The following is a 23380-nucleotide window of genomic DNA, read 5'->3' on the forward strand; positions in this document are numbered from 1 at the left end:
GAAATAACATCGAGTTTCATGGTTCACCTTTGACGCATCGTTATTTTTAGAGGGTTATTAACCACTCCGACGTCAGCCACAACAACAACTAAAACTGTGGTGAGAAGAACAGCATAGTACAGCTGTTTAAAAAAGATACAGGCGAAACGCGAATTTCATAGATAAATAACGAAATTGCATCGTTTTTGTGCACTAAAGCTCATTTTATATGCCAAAAACAACACTTAAGACGTCCTTGTCGCTTCAATTATTCTGTTTTTGTCACACGGCTGTAATGATCACCCACGCGACTGCGCACCTGCACCGATTTGATGCTTACCGCGACCGGAGCCGTATAAGCTTGCCATGTCGCGCCTTGATCCAAGCTGTAGTCTGCTCCCAATCCAGCGTAACCCGTGTTAACTAAAAGTTGCCCGTTTTGGATGATGGCCCCAGGTGGAGGCAAATAAAACGAAGAACCTGCGGCAGCCATTTTGGGCAAATCTTTGGCGACGAGAGCCGCAGAAAAATTTGCCCATTCTTGCAAGCGCGCCTGGGTATTTGGCTTATCCGCTTCCCAATCCGCCTTGTGCCACGCGCGCTCCGCCAGAGCAATCACACGCGGATAAATCATTTGTTCCAACTGCTCCGGTGTACGAACCGTTTCACTCCAGAGCTGCCCCTGAATCCCCGCCAGATTTTCGGGTTTGCGAAGCTTGGGCAACTCACGTCCAATTAAGGCTTCCAGATTGGTAATGGGCACGCCTTCACGAGTTTTATCGGCGTTGGCGTAATAGTTGTCTGGCATGAAACCAAACACCTTGGCGGTATCTGAATAACGGGTCGCCCAGTAGTAGCCGCGCTCCTCTGAGTTGGCTTCATAAGGGTGATCGAAATACAGGTGCGAGCCGGGCGACAAAATCACCTGATAGCCCGCGTTCGCCAAGCGATAAGCGCGGTCGGCAACGCCCCACTCCCAAATATTGTCCCAGGCGTTGGCGAAAACTTTGTCATTGGCGAATTGTTTGCGGTTAAAGGTGTTGGTGGTGTCGTACATCAAACCATCTTCCCAACCGGCCAAATTCAGGCCGCGCGAATGGGTGATATCGGCAATTTTACTCACAAAATAAGGCTTCAAATCCGCCACGCCAGTAACGCCTTTTTCGCCTTTTGCGAAGAGCGCTCTACAGGCGGGCGATTGCTCCCAGGCGCCTTTTCCAACTTCATCGCCACCCATGTGGAAGGTAGTCAATTTCAAACCCGCAGTGCGGTACATTTGCTGTAGCTCGTAAATTACTTTTTCAGCAAAGGCATAGGTTGATGGCAAGCAAACGTTAATGGCGTTATCCGTGTAATTTTGTACGCTCATATATTGCGACTTATCCGCCGGATCACTCAGCAAATACTGTTCGGCAGCTTCTTTTTGGCCAGCCGCGAGCAGTTTTTTGTAGCGCGCTTGCATGGATTTGATTGCCGCACGCGCGTGGCCAGGCATATCAATTTCGGGAATAACATCAATATGGCGAGCAGCCGCGAATTTAAGGATTTCTACAAAATCCTCACGGGTGTAATAGCCATTGCCAGAACCCGATTTGCTTGGCCCGGTGCCTAATTGGGTGAGCACACATTGGGTTTCCGTTAGATCGAAACAACGCGCTCCGCCTACGTCAGTCAATTCTGGTAAACCCGGAATCTGAATGCGCCAGCCCTCGTCTTCCGTCAAATGCAAATGCAACTTATTGAGTTTGTAGCGGCCCATTTGCTCAATCAACCGCAGGGTAACTGCCTTGCCGTGAAAGTTGCGGCCCATGTCATAGTGCATACCACGCCAGCTAAAACGTGGGCTATCCGCAACACTGAGCTTGGGAATTTCAAACTGATTTGCTGTACCCGCAGGTAGCAGGCTCAACAAGCTTTGAATAGCATAGAAAGTACCGGTGTTATCAGCCCCGTTTAGCGTAATTTTGTTGGTATCTACTGATAATTGGTAACTTTCTTCACTGAACTTGACGCTATCTTTCGGTTGGACATTTGCAGTTTCATCAACGCCTAATAAAATAATATTTCCTGTTGCAGGGACATTATCTGGTTGGGAATCGAGACTAAGACCAGCAGCTTTTAACTGCTGCTGGAGATAGAGCGCCTCTTGGGTTAAACGACCGGCATAACGGATCTGCCAAGTGTTATCGAGCTTAATACTGCCTTTACCCAACTTAAGCGATTTTGGGGTGGGAATAATGAGCTGCGCCTTAGCGTTTACCTGGTTTAATGCAAGATTATCCTGATAGCGCGAAGCCGCAGTCGCTACGGGATAGAGATCGCTTTTGCCATTGCCACCAAAACGCTGTTGCTGCTCCGGTTTCTCAAAGGCATCGACAAAACGGGGCAGATCTTCGGTATCCGTATTGGCAAAAATTACTGGCGTCAGATCCTGTTGGGCAATAAAGGCACGGGGCATAAAGTCGGTGTAACTGACCGCCCATTCACCCGAACCATATAAAAACTCCAGACTGGCACCCGCTGCCAAACCCGCAAAATCCTTGGTAGGCGCAATTTCGTTCAAATCGCCATTAATGCGTTTAAGACGCAGGCCACCAACTTCCTTCGCATGGATGTTGCGCACCGAGTGGAAATAAATTCGCCAATTACCCTCGCCCGCTGGCAAAGCCACAGAAGAATGGTTGTTCAGAACCAAATGCGCCTGCATACCCTCGCGACCAAAATTGGTAATTACCCCAAGCCGAAGTTCGGTTTTTTGGCCAAATTGGGTTAATTCCTGCTGAGTCAGGCTTTTGGGAGCCTGGGCAAAGCTCATAGCGCTGACTAAAGATGTGCATAGCAGAGCCATGCCGAGGGTTGATTTCATTATTAGACTCTCTCGTATGTGGTCATTTGATCTGTCTTAATTTCGCCTAGCCATCTAGCCATTTACAGCTAATCGCTTCTACGGGTGCAGTTTAGTCGACGCTAAAGACAACGTTGTCCAAGAATACACAATAATTCCTGAAACGCTAGGGGCGGAACAAAAATTAACCTTTCAGGAAACGGCGAGCAACTCAGCAATACATAGCTGCAGCACGCAAAGAACATATTCAAATAACGGGGGTGCTATGCTTTCCAATGAATGGATCAACGAAAGCTAATTCGATTTTAAAAAACTCTCCACCGTTTCATTCCAAAGCTTCGCCGTTTTAAAAGTCGCGTAGTGACCAACATCCGGTAACATCACCAGTTTGGCATTTGGAATTGCTGCAGCAATTTCCGGTGCGTGATCCGGGCGAATTAATTCTTCTTGTTGACCATCCATGATCAAAATTGGGGTTGTAATTCCCGCTAGCTGCGCAGGCGTGAATTGCGGTTCGGTCAACCACATCTTTCTAATTTTTTCGACAATAATCGGCAATTTTTCAGGATGGGCAGATAAGGCCAAAAAATCACCGCCGCTATCGCGCTGCATTTTTTCCGGCGTGACTGTGCGCAAGTAATCCAGAAAATGATTTTGCAAACCCGCAGGATTAATATTAGCACCGTAAGCTACCACTTTTTTTACGCGTGACGGATGATGAATCGCCATATCAATGCCGATATTCCCACCATCACTCCAACCTACAATATAAGCCGACGGTATTTTTAATTTATCCATCAAGCGCACCATATCTTCTGCCATCAAGTGATAGGTCAAGGTTGCATCATTATCTGTAGAGCGCCCTTGCCCGCGACTTTCCGGTGTAATCACAGGATAATTTTTTGAAAAATAATTGACCTGATGCCCCCACGAACGAGCACTACCCAAACCGCCGTGCAAAAAAATAATCGGCACAGCTTTGTCATCTTTTTTACCATGCTGCTCTACGTATATTTTTATATCGCCAATATCAATTAATTCGCCTGGTGAACTTGCGGCGCTAGCATCGCGCAACAGAAAAAATTGCGCGCAAGCTGCCAACAGCAAAATCACAATCACGGGCACAGCCAAACGTTTTAGGGAAATATTCATCCAGTTCTTATTCCAAAAGTGTTACAGATTTTTATTGTCTATTAAATAACGAATCAAGGCACCCATATTTTTCACATAAACACCGGTTGAAATACCTTCCACCGGCGCTTCAGAAATATAAGGCGAGGTATCCCACTCGTCACCCACCATAGTTTCAGCATAGCGTGTATCCTTCGATAAGCCCGTTGCCGGTGGCTCGCCTCTGTAGGGATTGCTGGTCATCACTAAAGTCGTTGACCAATAACCTTGAGAATTAAGTGTAGTAAGAATTTCTTGCAAGTGTCGCTCGCTGTCCATGGAATTTCTGCCGCGCAAATTAAGATCGGAATTATTTCCCTGTTTAAAACTAAAATAAGCTGGCAGAGGAATGCGTTTGAGGGATTTAAATGGCGACTGTTTGGCGAGCTCATCGGACGATAAACCCAGGACATCTGCATAAGCTGCACCCAACGCATCTATTTCAATGTGACGAGCAGAACCATAATGCGCCAGCGTTTTTTCCGGGTTGTAATCCGCATAATATTCGCCATTCACTACATTAGAGCCACGCCTGTGGGTAAATAAAAAACGGCCGGTACCAAGCTCCACATTACCTGCATAAGTACGGTTATTTTTTATCGCCTCTGGCGGCAGTTTTTTCGTTTCCAGCCAATCCAGTGCCTCTGGAATTCGCGCAATAAATTTCTTATCACCGGTTAACTTATAAAATTTTAGTAGCTGGTAAATATTATCTAGGGTTGTGCTCGTTGAAACAGATTTTGGTTCAAATGAACGAGCGCCATCAGGCAACAAATCCGCGTTATATTGCAATGCCCAACCGGGTTGCGGTTGTTTTAATTGCAAGAGAACATAGGCATTCATTCCACGCTCTATAGCACCAAGCACACGTGTTTCGCCAAGCGACTGATAGCACATCAATAAAAATTCCAGATTTTTATCGGCAACATCGTCATTAAAGGTAATAAAAGAAGCGTAATTCGCCACACCTTTATGTGGCTGCGATTTACTCAGCGGATAACGCTGCGGCCATCCACCAATCGGGTATTGGCTTTGCAATACAAAATCAATTGCCTTGGTTAGTGCAGGTCGATATTTTTTATTATGCTTCTCAAGATAAAGCCGCAACAAAAAGGTAGCAGCTTCCATAGTGCCACCATCATCAAAAGTGGCGTTATTGGAATAATACTGGAACTCCTCCAGGCGCCAGGCGTTTTTCCCCACAGTGCTATACCACTCACGCAGCGAATCTTCACCAGAAAAATCAGCTACATAATTCCAACCACCACTGGGTAATTGTGCACGCATAATTGCTGAAGCAACTTGTTCAGCTGCGCGATAATAATATTCGTCCTTTGTTGCGTGATATGCATCTAATAGCACATGACCAACTGTTGCTGTACCGGGCGGCTGCAACCAAATCATTGAGCGACGCGCTTCAAGTTCACCCCATTGGCGGGAGAAATCAGGAAGATATGACCAAACGAAGCCACCCTGATAACTCACTTTATCCATCATAAAATGAGTGGATTTTTTCATGGTGGATAGAACGGATGCTTTGCTGGCTGATTCTGCAAAGGAAAAGTTGCATCCACTCAATAGAGCAGAACAACAAATAATTTTTATGAGTAATGCTTTCAATTTTTTCATAGCTAATTACACCAACCAGTTAATGTTATTGTGGTGGTATTAATTGAGCCATTGCCGAATGGTTTTGTGATCTTAAATTATTTTTATTTCGCCTCTTGGTGAAAGAGATCTACTTATAAAGCAACCACACTGGATTACTCGCTACGCTCGCCCTTCGGGCCAACCTATGGTTGTTCAAAGCACTTTGTGCTTTAGTCCCGCTACGCGAGGATGACGACTCCCTATTTAACATCTATTGGCACCAACTTCCCATGCGAGTTCGCCGAGCACTGGAGGAAAATTGGTGGAAAACAAACAGGATGTTTGTTTTAGTGACGATGCGACATGGATGTCGCACCGGAACGACAGCCATTTTCTGAAGCGCACAGGAAACACGAACGAGATGGGTGCCCTTCCTTTTGGTTACTTTTCGTTGGGCAAGCAACGAAAAGTGACTCGCCAAGGGGCGAATTCTAAGTCTATTTTAAAGTTCCAACAATTGCTAATATGCATAAAAACTATGCTTAACGATAAAGTCGGATGGAACAAAGCAATGGAAGTAGAACTAAAAAATCAAAAGCCTAACATCCTGTATCATTATTGCAGCACACCTACATTTCGTTCCATTATTGAAACTAGATCTATCTATCTTTCGCTTCTTTCTCTATCAAATGATGATACGGAGGGTAAGATAATTACCAAAACAATAAAAGATTTTGGTACCGAACAGAACATATCTTCGGAGAAGAGTGATTTTTTAGTAAAACTGTTTGAAGTATTTGAAATTCAATTTAGAAGTTTAGGATTTTGCCTTTCAGGACATGACGATTTATTAAGTCAATGGAGAGAATATGGCAACGGTGGAAAAGGAGTAGCCATAGGCTTTTCACTAGACTATCTACAAAAAATATCCACTGATATTCTAAATGTAGATCCAAAAAGCTTATTTTTTACAGAAGTTTTCTATGAAGATAACGTCCAAAATGAAATTCGCCCTCTAATTGAAAAGTTATATCGTTTGCTAACAGATGAAATCATCAATGGTTTTAATCATAGTGCTACTCACGATTTACGTGATATGGACAACTCAGATTTATCTAAACTTTTTAATTCAGATGAACAAAAAAAATTCTTATTTTTATCACTATATTTAATACAAAAAATACATTCCATAAAGTCTTCTTGTTTTTATCAAGAAAAAGAATGGCGATTATTTGATTATTTATATCTACCTTCGATAAACACAAAAATTAAATATAAAGAAAGAAACGACGTCTTAACACCATACCGCGTTTTTAACCTTCCTTATTTAGAAGCTGGAATATTTCAAGAAATTGTATTAGGGCCCAACCACCCAACACCGATTGACATTATTAAAGATTTTTTGCGTGATAATGGATTTATAGATGTTGAAGTAAGGAAATCTACAATACCTTACCGTAATCGCAACTAAAAAAGGCGCAACTTCCGTTGCGCCTTTCCATCAATCACTTACCCTAAAAAGAACTTATAAGCTTCATTTTTGGTTTCATCCCAGTATGGATAATTCAAATCATTTAGGAACACTTTTAATTCCGCGTAATCTTTTTTAGGAACCTGCATTCCCACCAACACCCGCGCAGATGCCGAACCGTGGTTGCGGTAATGGAACAGAGAAATATTCCAGCGGCCTGCAACTTTGGTTAGGAAAGTCATTAAGGCACCGGGGCGTTCGGGGAACTCAAAGCGATACAGAACTTCATCTGTCGCCTGCGGTGCGTGGCCGCCTACCAAATGGCGGATATGTAATTTCGCCAATTCGTTTTCAGTCATATCTACCAAGTCATAACCTTGCTCACGCAATTCGCTCACTAAATCTGCACGATCTTTTCCGCCAGCAGCAACTTGAATACCGACAAAAATTTTGGCCGATTTTGCATCTGCGTAGCGATAATTAAATTCAGTGATATTGCGTTTACCGAGTGCTTTGCAAAATTCTTTGTAGGCACCGGGGCGCTCTGGAATTGTTACCGCCAAAATTGCTTCGCGCTGTTCGCCAATTTCTGTGCGTTCGCTAATGTAACGCAGGCGATCAAAATTAATATTTGCGCCGCAATCAATGGCCACCAGCGTTTGGCCAGTGATGCCGTGTTGCGCCACATATTTTTTCAAGCCTGCAACACCCGTTGCGCCCGCAGGTTCTGCGATTGAACGCGTATCTTCAAAAATATCTTTAATGCCCGCGCAAATTTCATCGGTGGTGACGGTGATGCATTCGTCCACTACTTTGCGCAGTACGCGGAACGTTTCTTCACCAATTTGCGCTACTGCAATACCATCGGCAAAAATTCCAACTTGCGGAAGTACTACGCGTTTCTTTTTATCCATGGCAGCATAGAGGCACGCTGACTCATCAGATTCCACGGCAATAATTTTTGTCTCGGGGCGTACGAATTTAATGTACGCGCCTATGCCCGCTGCCAAACCACCGCCGCCGACTGCGATAAAAATCGCGTCGATTTTACCGGGATGCTGACGCAAAATTTCCATTGCGATGGTGCCTTGGCCTGCAATTACGTCCGGGTCATCAAAGGGATGAATATAGGTTAAGCCTTTTTCTTCGGTGAGCTTTTTCGCGTGTGCAGAAGCTTCATCGTAACTGTCGCCATGCAGCACAACTTTTGCGCCGCGCGCTTTTACCGCATCCACTTTAATGTTGGGTGTGGTGCGTGGCATAACGATGGTGGCTTTAATCCCGAGGTGTTGCGAGCCGAGTGCAACACCCTGTGCGTGATTACCGGCAGAGGCACAAATCACACCACGATTGCGCTCTGCTTCCGTCAATTGCAGCAGCTTGTTATAGGCACCGCGCAATTTAAATGAGAATACCGGCTGCAAATCTTCGCGCTTGAGCAAGACTTTGTTGCCGGTACGGGCAGATAGCAGACGCGCTTCGTCAAGCGGGGTTTCTACCGCAAGATCGTAGATGCGGGCATTGAGGATGCGTTTTATGTAGGATTCAGGCATAGGAATACAAACTTTTGGAATGAAATAAATGTGATCCGCATAGTAAACAATTTGCGCGCATCTGGGGTACTCAAAACGCGCTTTAGGTATGATTTTCCGTATAATGCGCGCACGAAAACCCCACCCTAACCCTCCCCGTGAAAAGAGGAGGGGACTGATTGCACTCCGCAATAACTAAATAGGGAGTCGGCCCGTCCCCCTTTCCAAAGGGAGGATGGGGGTTAAAAACAACAGAGGATTCGGCAATGACCCAAGACGAGCTTAAAAAAGCTGTTGCCCGTGCAGCGGTTGAATACATCACCCCCAAATTATTTAACGATTCGATTATCGGTGTGGGCACTGGCTCTACTGCGAATTTTTTTATCGATTATCTAGCCGATATCAAAACCCGTTTTGCGGGCGCCGTGGCAAGTTCGGATGCTTCTGCCGAGCGCTTAAAAAAGTTGGGTATTGATGTGCTGGATTGCAATTCGGTGAGCGAGTTGGTTGTTTATGTAGATGGCGCCGATGAAAGTAACGCATATTTGCATTTGATTAAGGGTGGTGGCGCAGCGCTAACACGCGAGAAAATTGTGCGTGCGATTTCCAAAGAATTTGTTTGCATTGCCGATGGCAGCAAATGGGTGGATGTATTGGGTAAATTTCCCTTGCCAGTTGAAGTGATTCCAATGGCACGCTCTTACGTAGCGCGCGAGTTGGTAAAACTCGGTGGCGCGCCAGTGTACCGCGAAGGTGTTGTGACCGATAACGGCAACGTTATTCTGGACGTGCACAACCTGCAAATAATTGATCCGGTTGGATTGGAAAACGCTATCAACCAAATTACTGGCGTAGTTACCAATGGTTTATTTGCCGCCAAACCTGCAGATGTTTTATTGCTGGGAACCGCTGATGGCGTAAAAACTATTAAGGCTCTCTAGCATTTAAAGAAAGCAGATTCGGCCTCGGATCTGCTTTTGTTACGCTTGTATTACAACCGCTTAGTCTATTTTCCCTTCTCGCCAGTTTTTTCCCTTTTATTCTGAAACTCCAGCAATCCTGACTATACTCCAAGCAGTTTTCACGGTTTAAGGTATTGCTATGAACGGTTTATTTTCCAGCGTGCAATCGCGTCTTACAGTTTTGGTAGGTGGCGGGATTGGCGTGCTTTTATTAGTGGCGAGTGTTGCGGTATTTCAGTTGAAATCCCACCTCAATGAATATCACCAATTAATCTCCCACAGTGTTGAGTTTGAGCGCGGCATTAGTGAGCTGAACTTGTCGTATAAAACGCAAATTCAGGAATGGAAAAACGTGTTGTTGCGCGGAAAAGATTCCGAAAAACTCCAAAAATACTGGGATCAATTTTCTGCGCTGCAAAAAGAAATTCAGGCTAAAGGTGAGAGCTTAGGCAGTAAATTGCCTAACGATGACAGCAAAAAATTATTGCAGGATTTTTTGCGTGCCCACGCGGCAGCTTATCCAAAATATGAATCAGGTTTAAACGCCTTTAAAGCGGCGGACTTTGATCCGGCTGCGGGTGATAAAGCTGTTACCGGCATAGACCGCGAGCCGAGCAAAATGCTGAGTGACTGCGCGACTTTTATCCATAAGATCGGCACAGAAACCAACACCAAAATTGAATCTGGCAGTGCGACTGTGGTGTTTTGGTCGCAGTTATTGGTAGCTCTTTTTGGCATAGCGATTATTGCACTGGTGTTAATTACCCTGAAAAACAGTTTTGTCACGCCCTTGTTGGCAGTAATCAAGCATATTGAATTGCTGGCTCAAGGCAATTTTAAAACACGCCTGCATTTAAACCAGCAGGGCGAATTGGGCGAGCTTAACCACAATATTGACCGTATGCAGGATTCGCTTATCAGTGTGATTAATGCCGTAAAGCAATCTTCAAATACCTTGAACAACTCATCGCAAAAAATTACTGATGTAGCACGGGCTATTTCTGTCGATACCGACAACAGCCATAAATCCACCGATCAGGTTGCAGCGGCGATTAATGAAATGACATCGACCGTGCAGGAGGTTGCGAATAATGCCTCAGGTGCGGCCAATGCTGCGCAGGAAGCCGATGAGCACGCGCGCAAAGGTGTTGAGATTATGGATAGCACCATAGCCTCCATTCAGCAGTTGAGCGAGGAAGTGGACAACGTAAGCACCGCTATGACCCAGTTGGAGACCGAGACTGGGCGTATTGGCGGGGTGCTAGATGTGATTAAAAACGTTGCCGAGCAAACTAACTTACTTGCGTTAAATGCGGCGATTGAAGCAGCGCGCGCTGGAGAACAGGGGCGTGGCTTTGCGGTAGTTGCAGACGAAGTGCGGGCACTTGCCAAGCGTACGCAGGAATCCACTGCCGAGATTCAACATATTATCCAAGCCGTACAGCAGGGAGCGAGCAAGGCAATGAACGCCATGAAAGTCAGCCAAACCAAAACCCAAAACACCAGCGAAATGGCGGGTCAGGCCGGTCAGGCAATTTCTTCAATCACCGAAGCTGTAGCGCGTATCCATATGATGAATACACAAATCGCCACAGCTGCCGAGGAACAAAGCTACGCGGCAGAAGAGATCAATAAAAACGTGGTACGGGTGGTGAACCTGGTGGAAAGCGCAGCGAACAACGCACAAAAATCCACTCATGTTGCCACCGAACTTAACAGCGTGGCGCGCGAGCTGGAGCGCCAGATTACTCATTTTAATCATTAATACCTGACGCCATCCCTGCAGTATTGGGGATGGCTTTCCTGTTCGACACTCCTTGCCTTACACCCTTTCTGGCGCACTCTGTCTCCATCCTGTCACATCAATCCCATAAGCTGAACTGCTGATTTATTCCTGGCCAGTTGGGATTTTGATAATGAATATTGCTGCACGATTAATGATTGGGGCCGTCACGCTCACCGCCACTGTGGTTATCCTCGCCGCCGGAACCACCGGTTGGATTGCTATTTCCGATAGCGCAGATGCGGTTGAAACCGCGATTGAGCAACAGTTTGAAGCCGTCGCCGTGGGGCGTGAAAATGCCTTGCGCGCACAGTTTGAAAGTTACAAAGATCTCCTGCAATCGCTTGCCCACAACCGTATGACGCAAGAAGCGGGCTATGGTTTAGTGCGCGCCTTTAGCAGTTACCACTATGAAGTCACTGCCCCCGCAACCGAAGAACTGCGCTCCCAGCTCAGCCAGTGGTATCAACAGGAATACGCTCCTGCCTATCAACAGCAAACCCACGGTTTAAACGCGCCGGTGGATGATTGGCTGGCCTCCCTATCGGTAGATGCTCGGCTAATTCAAACCAACTATATGGCGCGTAGCAAAAGCGTGAGCGCCATGGCCGAGCTGGAAGATGCAGCTGACGGCACCATTTACGGCCAGCAATACAAGCGCTATCACAGCAGCTTTCACGATTTGGTAAAACGTTTTGGCTTTAACGATTTGATGCTGGTAGATAGCCAAACCCTCACCGTCATCTACTCCGTTAAAAAAGGCCCACAGCTAATCAGTTCGCTTAAAGACGGTGCTTTTAAAAACACCCAACTAGCGGCCACGGCGCAAAGCCTCGCGCTAAACCCTGGAAGTGACCTGGTCATTTCGGAATTCAGCCGCAGCCCGTTTCAATTTGAGCAGCAAGTAATTTACCTGGGCGTGCCGGTATTTTACGACCTCTTCAGCAAAGACAAACCCGTGAGTTTTTTGATTGCCGAAATTCCGGCCAGCCGTTTTTCCGACATCATGACCGGCGGCTTTAATTGGGCGTCATTAGGTTTGGGTAAAACCGGCGAGGCCTATTTGGTTGCTAGCAACGGCAACTTAATTACTGAACTGCGCCCCATGCACGAAAACAGTAAGGAATTTATTACCCGGTTAGGCAAAGAAACGCCCACCGTTAATGAGATAGAACGCAACCAAACTGCCGCAGGTTGGATGCCTATTACCACTGCGCCGGTAAAACAGGCGCTGGCCGGAACGGCCGGGATGGGTGAGCACATCGATTATTTGGGTCGCAATATGCTTACAGCCTGGCGCCCCCTACACATTGGCAACCAGCAATTCGCACTCATCACCCAGCAGACGCCGGATGAAGTATTCAGCACCATTAACACACTCGAACTACATGTTTGGCGCAACCTGATTATTGCTGCGCTCATGCTGACTGCGGTTGCTGCGGTTATTGCCTATTTCTTCTCTCGCCATATCACCCAGCCGATCACACGGCTGGCGCAGCAAATCCAGCGCGTGGGCGACCATAAAGACTTAAGCGTTGAATTTACCGTGGAGCACAAAGACGAAGTTGGCAAGATTAGCCAGGCACTTAACGGGCTCTTCACAGAGTTGCGCATGATGTTGGCGGAAGTTACGACCGCATCGCATAACTCAGTTTCCAGCGCGAGCGAAAACGCCGCCACCAGCGAGCAATGCCGTATCGAAACTGAACGCCAACGCCATGAAGTTACCGTTGTGGATAGTGAAACCACCAAGATGGTAATAGCCTTCAATCACATGACCGGGCAATTGGATGTAGTCGCTGTACAGGTTGAGCAGGCCGCTGAAACCGCTGCAAGGGGTAAAGGCCGTGTGATTGCAGTAGCAGAAAATATGCGTTTGCTCTCGGGTCAGGTGACTGAGTCCTGCGAGAGCATGGCCGCGCTACGCGCCGCAGCCGATAAAATTACCAAAGTGTTGGATACCATCCAAAGCGTTGCCGAACAGACCAACCTGCTTGCACTCAACGCCGCTATTGAAGCTGCGCGTGCCGGGCAGCATGGGCGCGGCTTTGCAGTGGTAGCCGATGAAGTGCGCCGCCTGTCTGCAGATACCCAGGTAGCAACTGGTGAAATCCAGGAGTTGATCAATAACCTGCGACAAACTGTCGATCAAACAGCCGAAGGCCTCAACCGCGAACAGGAAAGCGCCGCACAATGCCTTGCAGAATCCGAAGCAGCAGAGTCAGCCCTGCTAAGCATTCAACAAGCCGTGGTAGATATCCAAAAAATCACCAGCGCCCTCACTCGCCAAGCGCAAGGTGAGTCTGCCCGGGCGGAAACCATGCGCTTCCGTCTGGCGGAAATGGTTAATGCAGTTAACCAAACGGACGAATCTATCTCACGCCTGGCGCTGAGCGCAAAGCAGCAAAACCAGATTGCCTTGCGCATGATGCAAACGACCAAAGTTCTTAAGTTCGCCTAGTTTTTCTTTTATGAATAGCTTCTCTTTTATTAATAGCTTCCCTTTAATTAATAGTTTTTAGTATTTCATCCCAAAAGTATTTAGGTGCCTGTGTTGCTCAGCGTACCGAAGCGATAAGAGGCTGGTGAGACTCTAGCTAACCTTTCGACGTTGGCCCCCTCATCCTTTATCCGTGCGAGGTAGCCAGCAGGCTAAATGCCCCGCGGGACATTGGATTTGGCCACGAAAGAGAGCGCTTGCGAATCTCAACATTCAATTCGAGGATGAAATATGAAACGTGTCTTTAGTAAGGTCGCTGTTGCGTTTTTTTCCATAATGGCACTGTTTTCAACTGCCAGTTTTGCCTTGGTTATCACGGATGATCTCAGTGTTGCGGGCACCCGCACCAGCCCAGGGCAAATCAATTGGACTCTCTGGGCACCAAGCGGCCCCGCCAGCCTTGCCTTTGATCTTGCTGGTTACCGCAGCCTGGATGGTTACAACAACAATTACACCGATATTTTCCATTTATGGTTAAACGGGACTGAAATCTTTACGGGATCATTCAATATGGGTGGAGGCGGTTGGAACACCATATTGTTCAATCCAAATGGGGGAACCGCAGTTACGACGACTTACGGCGCAACTGACGATATCCACAACTCACATCAAGTAACCTGGGCGGGTGGCCTAACCCAAATTGCGCTTCCCATTAACTTGTTACTCGGTGCCAATGAACTGGTATTTTCTTATACCGGCTGGGGACAACCACCTACTGACGAATGGTGGGGCGTGAACCTGGTAAGCGTCACTACCAAGACGCAGGTATCGGAATCCAGCAGTATGTTTTTATTGGCGATTGGCTTGCTGGGTATATTCACCCTGCGCCGTAAAAGTTTTTACGGTTAAGACATTCAGGGCAAAAGGCTTCCAGGATTGAAAGCTTTAGGGATGAAAAGCGTCTAGGGACAGTTGCTGATGAGTTGCGACCTTAAACAAAAACCCCGGCCAAAAGCCGGGGTTTTTGTTTAGAACATGATAATGCCAGCGCTTACTTGCGACGTGCGCGGCCAACCAGAATCAAACCCAGACCTAACAAGCTCAATAACAAGGTTGATGGCTCAGATACTTTAACCGGTGGCTTTGGTGGCTTCGGCGGAGTGTAGTTCCAGTGATAATCGTGAATCTCGCCATTGCCGATGTAAGACTTGGCAGCTATGGCACCGTTCAAATTGGAGTTGGTATTAATGGTAGCGTTGAGAGCCAAAATCGAGCCGTACCAGGAATCACCAAAGTTCAATGCGGTAGCATCGGCAAAGTTCCACAAAACATTGTTAGCCTTGTTTTGGAAACCGTTCACGTGGGCGTTGCCCGCGTTGAAAGTGGTACCGCTTACGTTAATCAATACATTTACCGCCGAACCAAAATCCACACCCCAGTTCAGGTTGGCAAGATCGGCCGCCGCAATGTTGAACACCGCCAAATCGGTTGCAGCGCCAGTGTATTTGAAGGTTTTGTTCTGGCTATCACCAGTGATAGCGAAGTTCGCAGAAGTCGCGAGGCTTTTGAAATAGTTAGTTTCGCTGGTCAATTCGGCCAAAAGGGCATTTTTTTCGGTGGTCAGGGAATTATCGTTCACCTTCTTCAAGCAACCGCTTTGGCCCATACCATTGCCATTACAAATGTTGGTTGGACCCGAAAAAGTGCCTTGGTAAGCCACATAACCCGCTTCTACGTGCATGGCGTTATTGCTGGTGAAGTTACCAACCACTTTTACAGTATCAGCAGTGGAGCTTTTGTTTACGTGTTGCGCAAATACCGAACCCTTAAGCACATTGCCGCCAATAAAGGCTTTGCCTTCAATATGGCCGCTGCCGCCAGATACATTCAAATCGCCGCTAAGAATAAGGTTGTAATCATTTAATGGAGTTGCACTTGCACCTACAGACGCTGCTACCAAGCTCAGTGCAGCGATTCTTTTAATGTATTTAACAGGCATATCAGAACCTTTTTTAATGAAGAATAGAACCTGACGTTTAAATGCAGGTTTTGTGCCGAGCCTTATAAGTCCTTACCGTGGAAGGACATCACCCAAAAAATGATAACTACATCACACAAAAGTGTAAATTAAACCGACAGCGCTGTCACCTTTTCGCAGAGATTTTCAACACATGAAGTACACTAAGCGCATGAATAACAAGGCGATTAATCCATGAACTTCAGCTTCCCGGCCATCGGCATTATCCATTCATGCTTCAAAGAGAAGTTTGGCATTCCTCGCCAGCCGGGTTTAGCGCCTTTAGCGACCGCACAACTCGAGCTGCTGCCGCCCTATAACGATTGGGATGCACTGAACGGCTTGGACGGCTGTAGCCACATCTGGATTCAATTTGTCTTCCACGCCAACAAGCGCGAAGCGTGGAAACCCAAAGTGAAGCCGCCACGCTTGGGTGGAAACAAAAGCCTCGGCGTATTCGCCACCCGCTCGCCCACACGCCCAGCACCTATTGGGCTCTCGGTGGTGAAGCTGGAATCTATCGAAGAAGTAGACGGAAAGTTACTGCTCAATCTTAGCGGCATAGATTTGCTGGACGGCACCCCCGTACTCGATATCAAACCCTATGTTCCCTATGTCGATTTGGTTCCAGAAGCCACCAACAGCTTTGCCGATGCTCCGCCCAAGCTAATTCCTGTGGAATTTAGCAGCGAAGCCAACGCCATTTGCAGCGAACATCGTCAAAAAACTCAAATAAACCTTGAAACACTTATCCGCCAAGTTCTGCAACAAGACCCGCGCCCGCAATACCAGCAACCAGAGCCCGAGCGCGTCTATGGAATGAAGTTGTTAGATGTGGATGTGCAATGGCAGTATCCCGCCAGTGAAAGCGCTCCGTACATAGTGGTCACCAGCATCAACAAGCTCCCGCCCGCTATGTAAATTAGGGTTAAACCTGGCTCACTCGGGCGGCCACTTATCTATGCTTATGGGTGCCCATCCACATGAGAGCCAATAAAATGAAAAGCCTCCAACACTATTTTTCGCTTCTTCTCCTAAGCTGCATCGCCAGTTTCGCAACGGCTGCCGACGAACACACCGACGCCTGGCAAAACAAACAAGGCTGGTGGAACGCCACTGACATTCCCGCATTTGATAGCAGCAAAATTACCAAGCAGCTGCCACTGGTAAAAGTGCAAGGTAATAAATTTGTCGACGACAAAGGCAACACAGTTATCTTTCGCGGCGTGAATATTGCCGACCCGGATAAACTTGAAACCCAGGGTCATTTCAACCGCAAACATTTTGAAGCGATAAAAAGTTGGGGTGCGAACGTTGTGCGCGTTCCCGTGCATCCATCGGCCTGGCAAAAGCGCGGCAAGAAAGGCTATTTGCCGTTACTCGACCAAAGCATCCAATGGGCAAATGAATTAGGCATGTACGTGATTATCGACTGGCATTCCATCGGTAATTTGAAATCCGAGATGTACCAAACCCCAAGTTATTACACGACCAAACCAGAGACTTTTGATTTTTTCCGCACAGTTTCCGCGCGCTATAAATTTGTAAACTCAGTAGCTATGTATGAAATTTTTAACGAGCCAACAGTTTATGGCGGCCAGTTAGGTGTATTGAGCTGGGCAGATTGGAAAGCCATTAACGAAGAAGCCATCACCATTATTCAAGCGCATAACCCTAACGCAATTTCATTGGTTGCCGGTTTTAACTGGGCCTACGATTTAACACCTATTGCAACAGCGCCTATCGAAAAAGAAAATGTCGCTTACGTAAGCCACCCCTACCCCATGAAAGTCAAAGCGCCATTTGAAAAAAATTGGGATCGTGATTGGGGTTATGTTGCCGATAAATATCCTGTCATCACCACCGAAATTGGTTACCAGTTAGCAACCGATAAAGGCGCACATATTCCCGTGATCGACGATGGCAGTTACGGCCCACGCATTACCAACTACATGGCTAGCAAAGGCATCAGCTGGACTGCCTGGTGCTTTGACCCGGATTGGTCACCACAATTAATTTCCGACTGGAATTACACACCTACGCTATCGGGTAAACATTTCCGCGACGTGATGTTGAAGGAAAATAAGCGTTAAGTGCTATTAGTGCACTTGTGTGTTGTGAAGAATCCCGCATCTAGCGGGATTTTTTTTGCCGGGCTGAATCTGTTCCTTACATAAATGCATCTAACACCAGGGTACAACTAACCCTGCAACCAATTCAGCAAAGAAATAGCGTTCCTACTTTAGACTAAACTCGGGCTATACAGCTCAGCATTTTTAATATCACACTTAATGGAGATATCGTGAATAAATTAATTCATAAATACCGCTTTGGTTTGCTAGCCAGTGTTTTTTTATGTTTATTGTCGAGCTGCACCAGCAATAACGCCGATTCCAATAAAAAACCAACTACTGCTAATCAAAGTGCAACTATTAGCGCACCTGTCAGTTTACAAGGAAGCGCGCTTGCATTTGATATCAGCAAGACTGAACTTGTTAGCGGCCAAGAACAACGTCTTTTCCATGACGGCACTTTAAAAAATTATTTTTATGCCGACCGCATGTTTAGTGATGGGCGCGATTACAACGGCTCTTCATGGAGTTCGGAATATAAATATTCCACCAAAGGTGATCATGCCGAAATTGTCCAGGCCATGAAATTTCCAGACAACAACGCAACGGTGGATATAACAGTTAAAACCCAATTAACCTATACAACACCAAACTCAGGCACCTTCCAATTAGACGTAAACCAAACCCACAGTCTTGCCGGTAGTGTTCATTATCGACATGAAGGTACATTTCATCCTATCGACACCAAGCTGGATATGATGTCGAAAGGATTAGCTTACTCTAATCTGGATCTCACCTTTCAAGACATCAGCGCCAATGAAAAAAACATGGGCATAAAACCCGGGTCCAAAATTACCTTGAGCTTCAGTGATTCCACCAATGCAAAATACACGTTGGACAACAAAGACTTTGAAATAAAAAATTATCAATTGATTGCAGTGGATACGTTTAATAAGCGCATTCAAGGCCTGGTGCATGGTGATACACCGTTTGAAATTCAATTGCATTTTGACCAATTTTATTTTGGCAAGTTTGAAGTGAACGTTGGTAACGGCGCGTTTAAAGCGAGCGGCATGTTTATGAGTTCACGCTGGATACCGGTGGCCGACTATAAAGTTCAAGGCAAGTTTACGGACGGCTTAAAGTACAAATCAAAGCACACCAAAATCGAATACCCTTACTCAGTTTATTTGCCACCAAACTATGAAACCTCAAAGAAAACATATCCTGTGCTTTATTTAACCGATGGCCAATGGGTGAAAGAATTCCACAAAGCCGTAGAAGCGCATCATAAAGATTTTATTGTTGTTGCTATCGAGCAAGGCCCGGAAGATCGTCGCATGGTAGATTATAAGTTGCCCGGTGCCTTACCTTATATTCGCTTCCTGAAAGAGGAAATTATTCCGCACATTGAAAAGAAATATCGCACCAATTCAAATCGACTTTTTTGGGGTGCATCACTGGGCGCTACTGTCGGCGAAATTTTGTTGAGCCAGGAAACCGGTAAGAAACCTTATTTTAGTACCTATGCATTAAGCGATGGTGCTTTCTGGGCAAACCCACCGGAAATTCAGCAACAACTTAACGTTGCTTTAACGCAACCGAAATCAGAAACCATTTCGATTTTTACCTCCGGCACGCGCCAGGGAAATTACATTCCCAATTTAGATTTTGTTAAGCGCGTACAAAGCTTAAATAACCCGACGCTCGACATAAAAAATATCGAGCTAAAGGAAACCCACAACGAAATGGCAACACCAACGTTTGAGCATTTTATTGATCTTATGAAGTAACCGCTATGAGGCGAAGCTATCATTAGCTTCGCCTCATTTCGTTAGGGATCGCTGTTGATGTACGTTTTTTAAGACATCACTGCGATATGCACAAGCGATATCATGAACACTGAATTTAATAGGATTCAGCTTTAACTACCTCGCTCTGTAAAATAATGGAAAGGAAATACCAAGAAATAGAATATCTATGATCAAATTAAAATCCAATAATAAAAGCAAGTCTCGCAATCATTCAGCAACAGCCATCTTGCTAATATTGTTTGGCGCATATTTCCTGATGGGCGCTTTCGTTTCTTTTAGTTCTGGGAAATGGCCGATTTTTATGCCGCCTCAATTTGATATAATTGCTTTATTTTTCACGTTAGTCGACGAAAAAATTGCTACGTATATTGCCGGCAGTGCACTTTTTATATTTGGCTTTATTTTTTGTTATAGCGGTTCACGTTATTTACTTAAAGCCCACCACAAATTGGACGATTAAGATAAACATGATTGACATTGAAGCAAGAAAAAAAGCGGCAGAGGTAACTCGGCGTTTCATTGCGGGCCAATTTTCTAACTTTGAATTCGAAAACTGCTTTCCTTCGTCCGATGATCCAGCACTTTATGCTATAGAAGATACTCTTTGGTGTTTCTACGACGATTTTGAAGAACACACACTTAAATCCATTCCAGAAGAAACAAAAGCTTTGATGATGCGATGGTTGTTATTTTTGTATTCTAATGAAGAATATAAATGGCCTAAAATTAGTTCTCCCGGGGTTCGTCCAATCAAATACAACTTTTTAGGCAGACTATTAAATCGACATAATAAGCAGCATGAATTTTTGACATCCGGAGAAATTGAATTTTGGCCATTTATAAATAATGAATCCTTCAAAAGTGCTATAGAAAATCCCGTGCTTCTTGCAACGCCAATGATTTAAATCATAATAACAATTACTCCGGCACGCGATAAATTTTGTTTAATTGCTGTGTAAAATCGGCAACGGCAAGCGGTTTACCAAAATGATAGCCTTGGCCAAACTCGCAACCTGTGCTGCGTAAAAATGCAGCTTGCTGAGGAGTTTCTATACCTTCACCGGTTACCTTGGCGTTGAGTGTGTGAGCCATAGCAATAATCATTTTGACTAAATTTGCGCTGCGTCTTTTGTCGGGAACACCTTCCAAAAACAGACGATCAATTTTTAATTTGCCCACTTCAAAACGACGCAAATAACTGAAAGATGCGTAGCCCGTTCCAAAGTCGTCAATCGCCAGGCCAATTTTTTGCGCGCGCAAATGCGCTAGATTTTCTTCCACTTCCGGCGCTGCGCTTAGCGCAATACCTTCGGTAACTTCCAGTTCCAGCATACTCGCGTCCACTTCCTCCTCTTGCAGTATGCGGCTCACATCTTCTGCAAAACCGCGGTGCTCCAATTGAATCATGGAAACATTCACCGACACCGTAAGTTTATTGTTGGTTGCAGCTTGCCAAATTTTTATTTGATGCAAAGATTCTTTGAGTACCCACAAGCCAATGTAATAAATGCTGCCGGTAGCTTCTGCAAGTGGAATAAATGTAGCGGGATTGATCAAACCGCGCAAAGGATGCTGCCAGCGGATGAGTGCCTCTGCGCCGCACACTTCACCTGATATCAAATTAATAATCGGTTGATAAAGTAAAAAGAATTCGTCGCGCTCTAGCGCTTGCTGCAAATCTTCGCGCAGAGCCTGTTCCTGTTGTTCAGCCGCATGATGTTCAATGCTGTATTCCACCCAGGCATTTTCGCGATTGGCGCGATGCAAACTGTGCAACGCAATTTCTGCGTTATGTAATGCTTTCGCCCAATCAGCGCCACCTTGTACGTAACTTACGCCTATGTTTAAACGCACAGGCAGAGAAGTATCGCGGGCTTTAATTGGGCTGGAAAAAAATCCGAACAACATGTCCATGCGTTGCGGCAAGTTAACGCCGCGCTCCAAATCCAGCACTAGTGCAAAACGGTTGTCGCCAACGCGCCCAACCAATTCGTTTGCGCCGCAAAAATGCGCCAGCCTTTTGGCTACGCTCACCAATAGTTGATCACCCGTTGCTACACCATATTTATCGTTGATAAGTACCAAGCCTTCAACATTTACGAGCGTACAAACATACTGATTATTAGCTTGGGGATTGGTTAATAATTCCTGTACTTTTTGATCAAGGTAAACGCGATTGGGCAATTCAGTCAGCTGATCAAAATAAATCCGTTGCGCCAATTCTTGCTCTGCGCGTTTGCGTGCCTGGGATTCAATGGAGAGCGCGAGCATATCTGCAATTGATGCTAAGAAATTGGTTTCGTCTGGCCGCCATTGACGCGGCCAGGGGCTCATCGCCAGCACCAAACCAATTGCCTGGTCACGTACCAATGTGGGCATGGCGAGCAAAGCACCAGCTCCGCCGATATTGACCCAGTAACCCGGATTATCTGTACGCGACACACGGGGGACAACCAAACCGACTTTGCGATCAAGTAAATCAAACAGCCAGGGTGCATGGGCGCGCTCGATACTTTGGCCAAATACCGAAAGCCCACGCGGCTGTTCAACCAGGGCCTTATTTTTTAGCGACTGGCGATCATCACTTAATTCCCACACGGATAAATGCGGTAATTGCAGGGTTCCGCGCGCCAATGCGGCCGCCTCTTCTGCATAGGCTTCAGAGGTGGGAATAGCATCTTTACTCAGCGCCAGGCTGCGCAGTGCATCGCCCTGAGCCGCCAAGCGCACCGCTTGCGCCAGTTGGCTGGATTGCAAATGTGAAGCAAGCCGCCCCAGCAAAACGGCGATGGTAACCACCACACCCAAGAGCACCAACACGTAAGGCATGATGGCGGAAAAAATAGTGTGGCCCGGCATGTCCAAACCCCAAACCAGATAGCCCTGCACCACACCCTGAGGATTTTTAAGCGGTAAATTAGGTTCGGTTTTGGAAGCGCGTTCGCGAATTTCAGGAGCGCGCAATTTGAAGTTTTCGCCCAGGGTGCCGAGCCATTGATCATCCAGCGCAGACGCAAATAACAGCAAGCGCCCATTCACCGGAACCTGGGTACCGCTCTCGGAAACAATGGGCTCCATAATCACCAGATAATAAACACTCTTGCCCTGCTCAATGACTCTCACGTAACCCATGGGCGAAGGCGTTTTAACGTAGGGATTATAAAATTTCGCAATCGGGTAAAGGTCGGCAATCAAGCGCTTAAGGGTTGCTGATTTGGTGTCCGAGGGAACGAACTTGCCATCAACTAGCAAGTAATTGATTTGCTGTTGGCGATCTACAATCGCTTCAATATTAATGCTTTGGTTAATGTAGGCCGAGCCCGACATATTGGCCCTGAGCCACTCGCTATTGACCGACCCGCGATTGGCGTTTTCTGCCATGCCATCCCACATTGAGTATTCGCGCAAGGCACCCACTAATTGTTGGCGGCGTTGCTCCATGCCAGATGCCACCATTTCCTGCGAATGCACAATAAAGAGTTCGTCTTGTTGGACGATGGTGACTTTTACTACCCATAGCACGCCGCCCACGGTTGCGGTAATGAGCATTACCAAAAGTAAGCCGGGTGCACTTAGTATGCGACGCAGAAAATTTATCAACGGCTGTCCATTCCTGTAGTTCGATTTAACAAGAATAGCCAAGAAAAACTACACCATGTGGTTTAAAGCTACCATAGTCTTAAAGATCATAAGCCCACCTGAATA

16 protein-coding genes are annotated in these 23380 nt (G+C 46.3%); 10 read left to right on the top strand and 6 right to left on the bottom strand.

The features are described from left to right. Nucleotides 1-247 precede the first annotated feature (247 nt). The 3 genes from IE104_RS15570 to IE104_RS15580 form a co-directional block, all read right to left on the bottom strand. The gene (locus IE104_RS15570) at nucleotides 248-2845 is read right to left on the bottom strand and encodes a beta-N-acetylhexosaminidase (RefSeq protein WP_189420184.1); all 2598 of its coding nucleotides are present in this window, start codon (nucleotides 2843-2845) and stop codon (nucleotides 248-250) included. A gap of 273 nt (nucleotides 2846-3118) precedes the next feature. Next, nucleotides 3119-3976: an alpha/beta fold hydrolase gene (locus tag IE104_RS15575; RefSeq protein ID WP_189420186.1), complete on the bottom strand. Its 858-nt coding sequence runs from the start codon at nucleotides 3974-3976 to the stop codon at nucleotides 3119-3121. Nucleotides 3977-3997: 21 nt separating this feature from the next. Continuing rightward, a complete protein-coding gene (locus tag IE104_RS15580; protein WP_189420188.1) occupies nucleotides 3998-5623 on the bottom strand; it encodes a pectate lyase in 1626 nt (541 codons plus the stop codon). Nucleotides 5624-5906: 283 nt separating this feature from the next. Between IE104_RS15580 and IE104_RS15585 the strand changes: the two genes are divergently transcribed. Beyond that, nucleotides 5907-7055: a DUF2971 domain-containing protein gene (locus tag IE104_RS15585; protein ID WP_189420190.1), complete on the top strand. Its 1149-nt coding sequence runs from the start codon at nucleotides 5907-5909 to the stop codon at nucleotides 7053-7055. 38 nt (nucleotides 7056-7093) lie between these two features. Here the strand turns inward: IE104_RS15585 and ilvA are convergent, their stop codons facing one another. Then, nucleotides 7094-8608 (bottom strand): threonine ammonia-lyase, biosynthetic, encoded by a 1515-nt coding sequence (gene ilvA / locus IE104_RS15590; RefSeq protein WP_189420192.1) that lies wholly within the window; start codon nucleotides 8606-8608, stop codon nucleotides 7094-7096. Nucleotides 8609-8853: 245 nt separating this feature from the next. Here ilvA and rpiA point away from each other — a divergent pair, with 245 nt between their 5' ends. The 4 genes from rpiA to IE104_RS15610 all read left to right on the top strand — a co-directional run bounded on the left by rpiA (nucleotide 8854) and on the right by IE104_RS15610 (nucleotide 14681). Next, entirely contained in the window at nucleotides 8854-9528 is a 675-nt protein-coding gene (rpiA, locus tag IE104_RS15595) for a ribose-5-phosphate isomerase RpiA (RefSeq protein WP_189420194.1), read from the top strand. A gap of 160 nt (nucleotides 9529-9688) precedes the next feature. Continuing rightward, complete coding sequence (locus tag IE104_RS15600) at nucleotides 9689-11314, top strand: methyl-accepting chemotaxis protein (protein WP_189420195.1); 1626 nt, start codon at nucleotides 9689-9691, stop codon at nucleotides 11312-11314. Nucleotides 11315-11465: 151 nt separating this feature from the next. Next, complete coding sequence (locus tag IE104_RS15605; protein ID WP_189420197.1) at nucleotides 11466-13793, top strand: methyl-accepting chemotaxis protein; 2328 nt, start codon at nucleotides 11466-11468, stop codon at nucleotides 13791-13793. Between the two features lie 270 nt (nucleotides 13794-14063). Next, on the top strand, nucleotides 14064-14681 hold the full coding sequence (locus IE104_RS15610; protein WP_189420206.1) for a PEP-CTERM sorting domain-containing protein: 618 nt from the start codon (nucleotides 14064-14066) through the stop codon (nucleotides 14679-14681). A 142-nt stretch (nucleotides 14682-14823) separates the two neighbouring features. On the opposite strand, the gene IE104_RS15615 is transcribed toward IE104_RS15610, so the two are convergent. Then, nucleotides 14824-15771: a choice-of-anchor A family protein gene (locus IE104_RS15615; protein ID WP_189420208.1), complete on the bottom strand. Its 948-nt coding sequence runs from the start codon at nucleotides 15769-15771 to the stop codon at nucleotides 14824-14826. Nucleotides 15772-15984: 213 nt separating this feature from the next. On the opposite strand from IE104_RS15615, the gene tsaA reads away from it, so the two are divergent. The 5 genes from tsaA (at nucleotide 15985) to IE104_RS15640 (ending at nucleotide 20580) form a co-directional block, all read left to right on the top strand. Beyond that, nucleotides 15985-16710: a tRNA (N6-threonylcarbamoyladenosine(37)-N6)-methyltransferase TrmO gene (gene tsaA, locus IE104_RS15620; RefSeq protein ID WP_189420210.1), complete on the top strand. Its 726-nt coding sequence runs from the start codon at nucleotides 15985-15987 to the stop codon at nucleotides 16708-16710. A 77-nt stretch (nucleotides 16711-16787) separates the two neighbouring features. Next, a complete protein-coding gene (locus IE104_RS15625; RefSeq protein ID WP_189420212.1) occupies nucleotides 16788-17882 on the top strand; it encodes a glycoside hydrolase family 5 protein in 1095 nt (364 codons plus the stop codon). 209 nt (nucleotides 17883-18091) lie between these two features. Further along, complete coding sequence (locus IE104_RS15630; RefSeq protein WP_189420214.1) at nucleotides 18092-19654, top strand: alpha/beta hydrolase; 1563 nt, start codon at nucleotides 18092-18094, stop codon at nucleotides 19652-19654. A gap of 187 nt (nucleotides 19655-19841) precedes the next feature. Continuing rightward, complete coding sequence (locus IE104_RS15635; RefSeq protein WP_189420216.1) at nucleotides 19842-20135, top strand: hypothetical protein; 294 nt, start codon at nucleotides 19842-19844, stop codon at nucleotides 20133-20135. Between the two features lie 7 nt (nucleotides 20136-20142). Continuing rightward, the gene (locus tag IE104_RS15640; protein WP_189420217.1) at nucleotides 20143-20580 is read left to right on the top strand and encodes a hypothetical protein; all 438 of its coding nucleotides are present in this window, start codon (nucleotides 20143-20145) and stop codon (nucleotides 20578-20580) included. A 13-nt stretch (nucleotides 20581-20593) separates the two neighbouring features. On the opposite strand, the gene IE104_RS15645 is transcribed toward IE104_RS15640, so the two are convergent. Next, nucleotides 20594-23275 carry an EAL domain-containing protein gene (locus IE104_RS15645; protein WP_189420219.1) on the bottom strand — a complete coding sequence of 894 codons (2682 nt, stop codon included), beginning with the start codon at nucleotides 23273-23275 and terminating at the stop codon, nucleotides 20594-20596. Nucleotides 23276-23380 lie beyond the last annotated feature (105 nt).

Origin of the sequence: Cellvibrio zantedeschiae (assembly GCF_014652535.1) — a bacterium.
In the GTDB taxonomy this organism is placed as follows: domain Bacteria; phylum Pseudomonadota; class Gammaproteobacteria; order Pseudomonadales; family Cellvibrionaceae; genus Cellvibrio; species Cellvibrio zantedeschiae.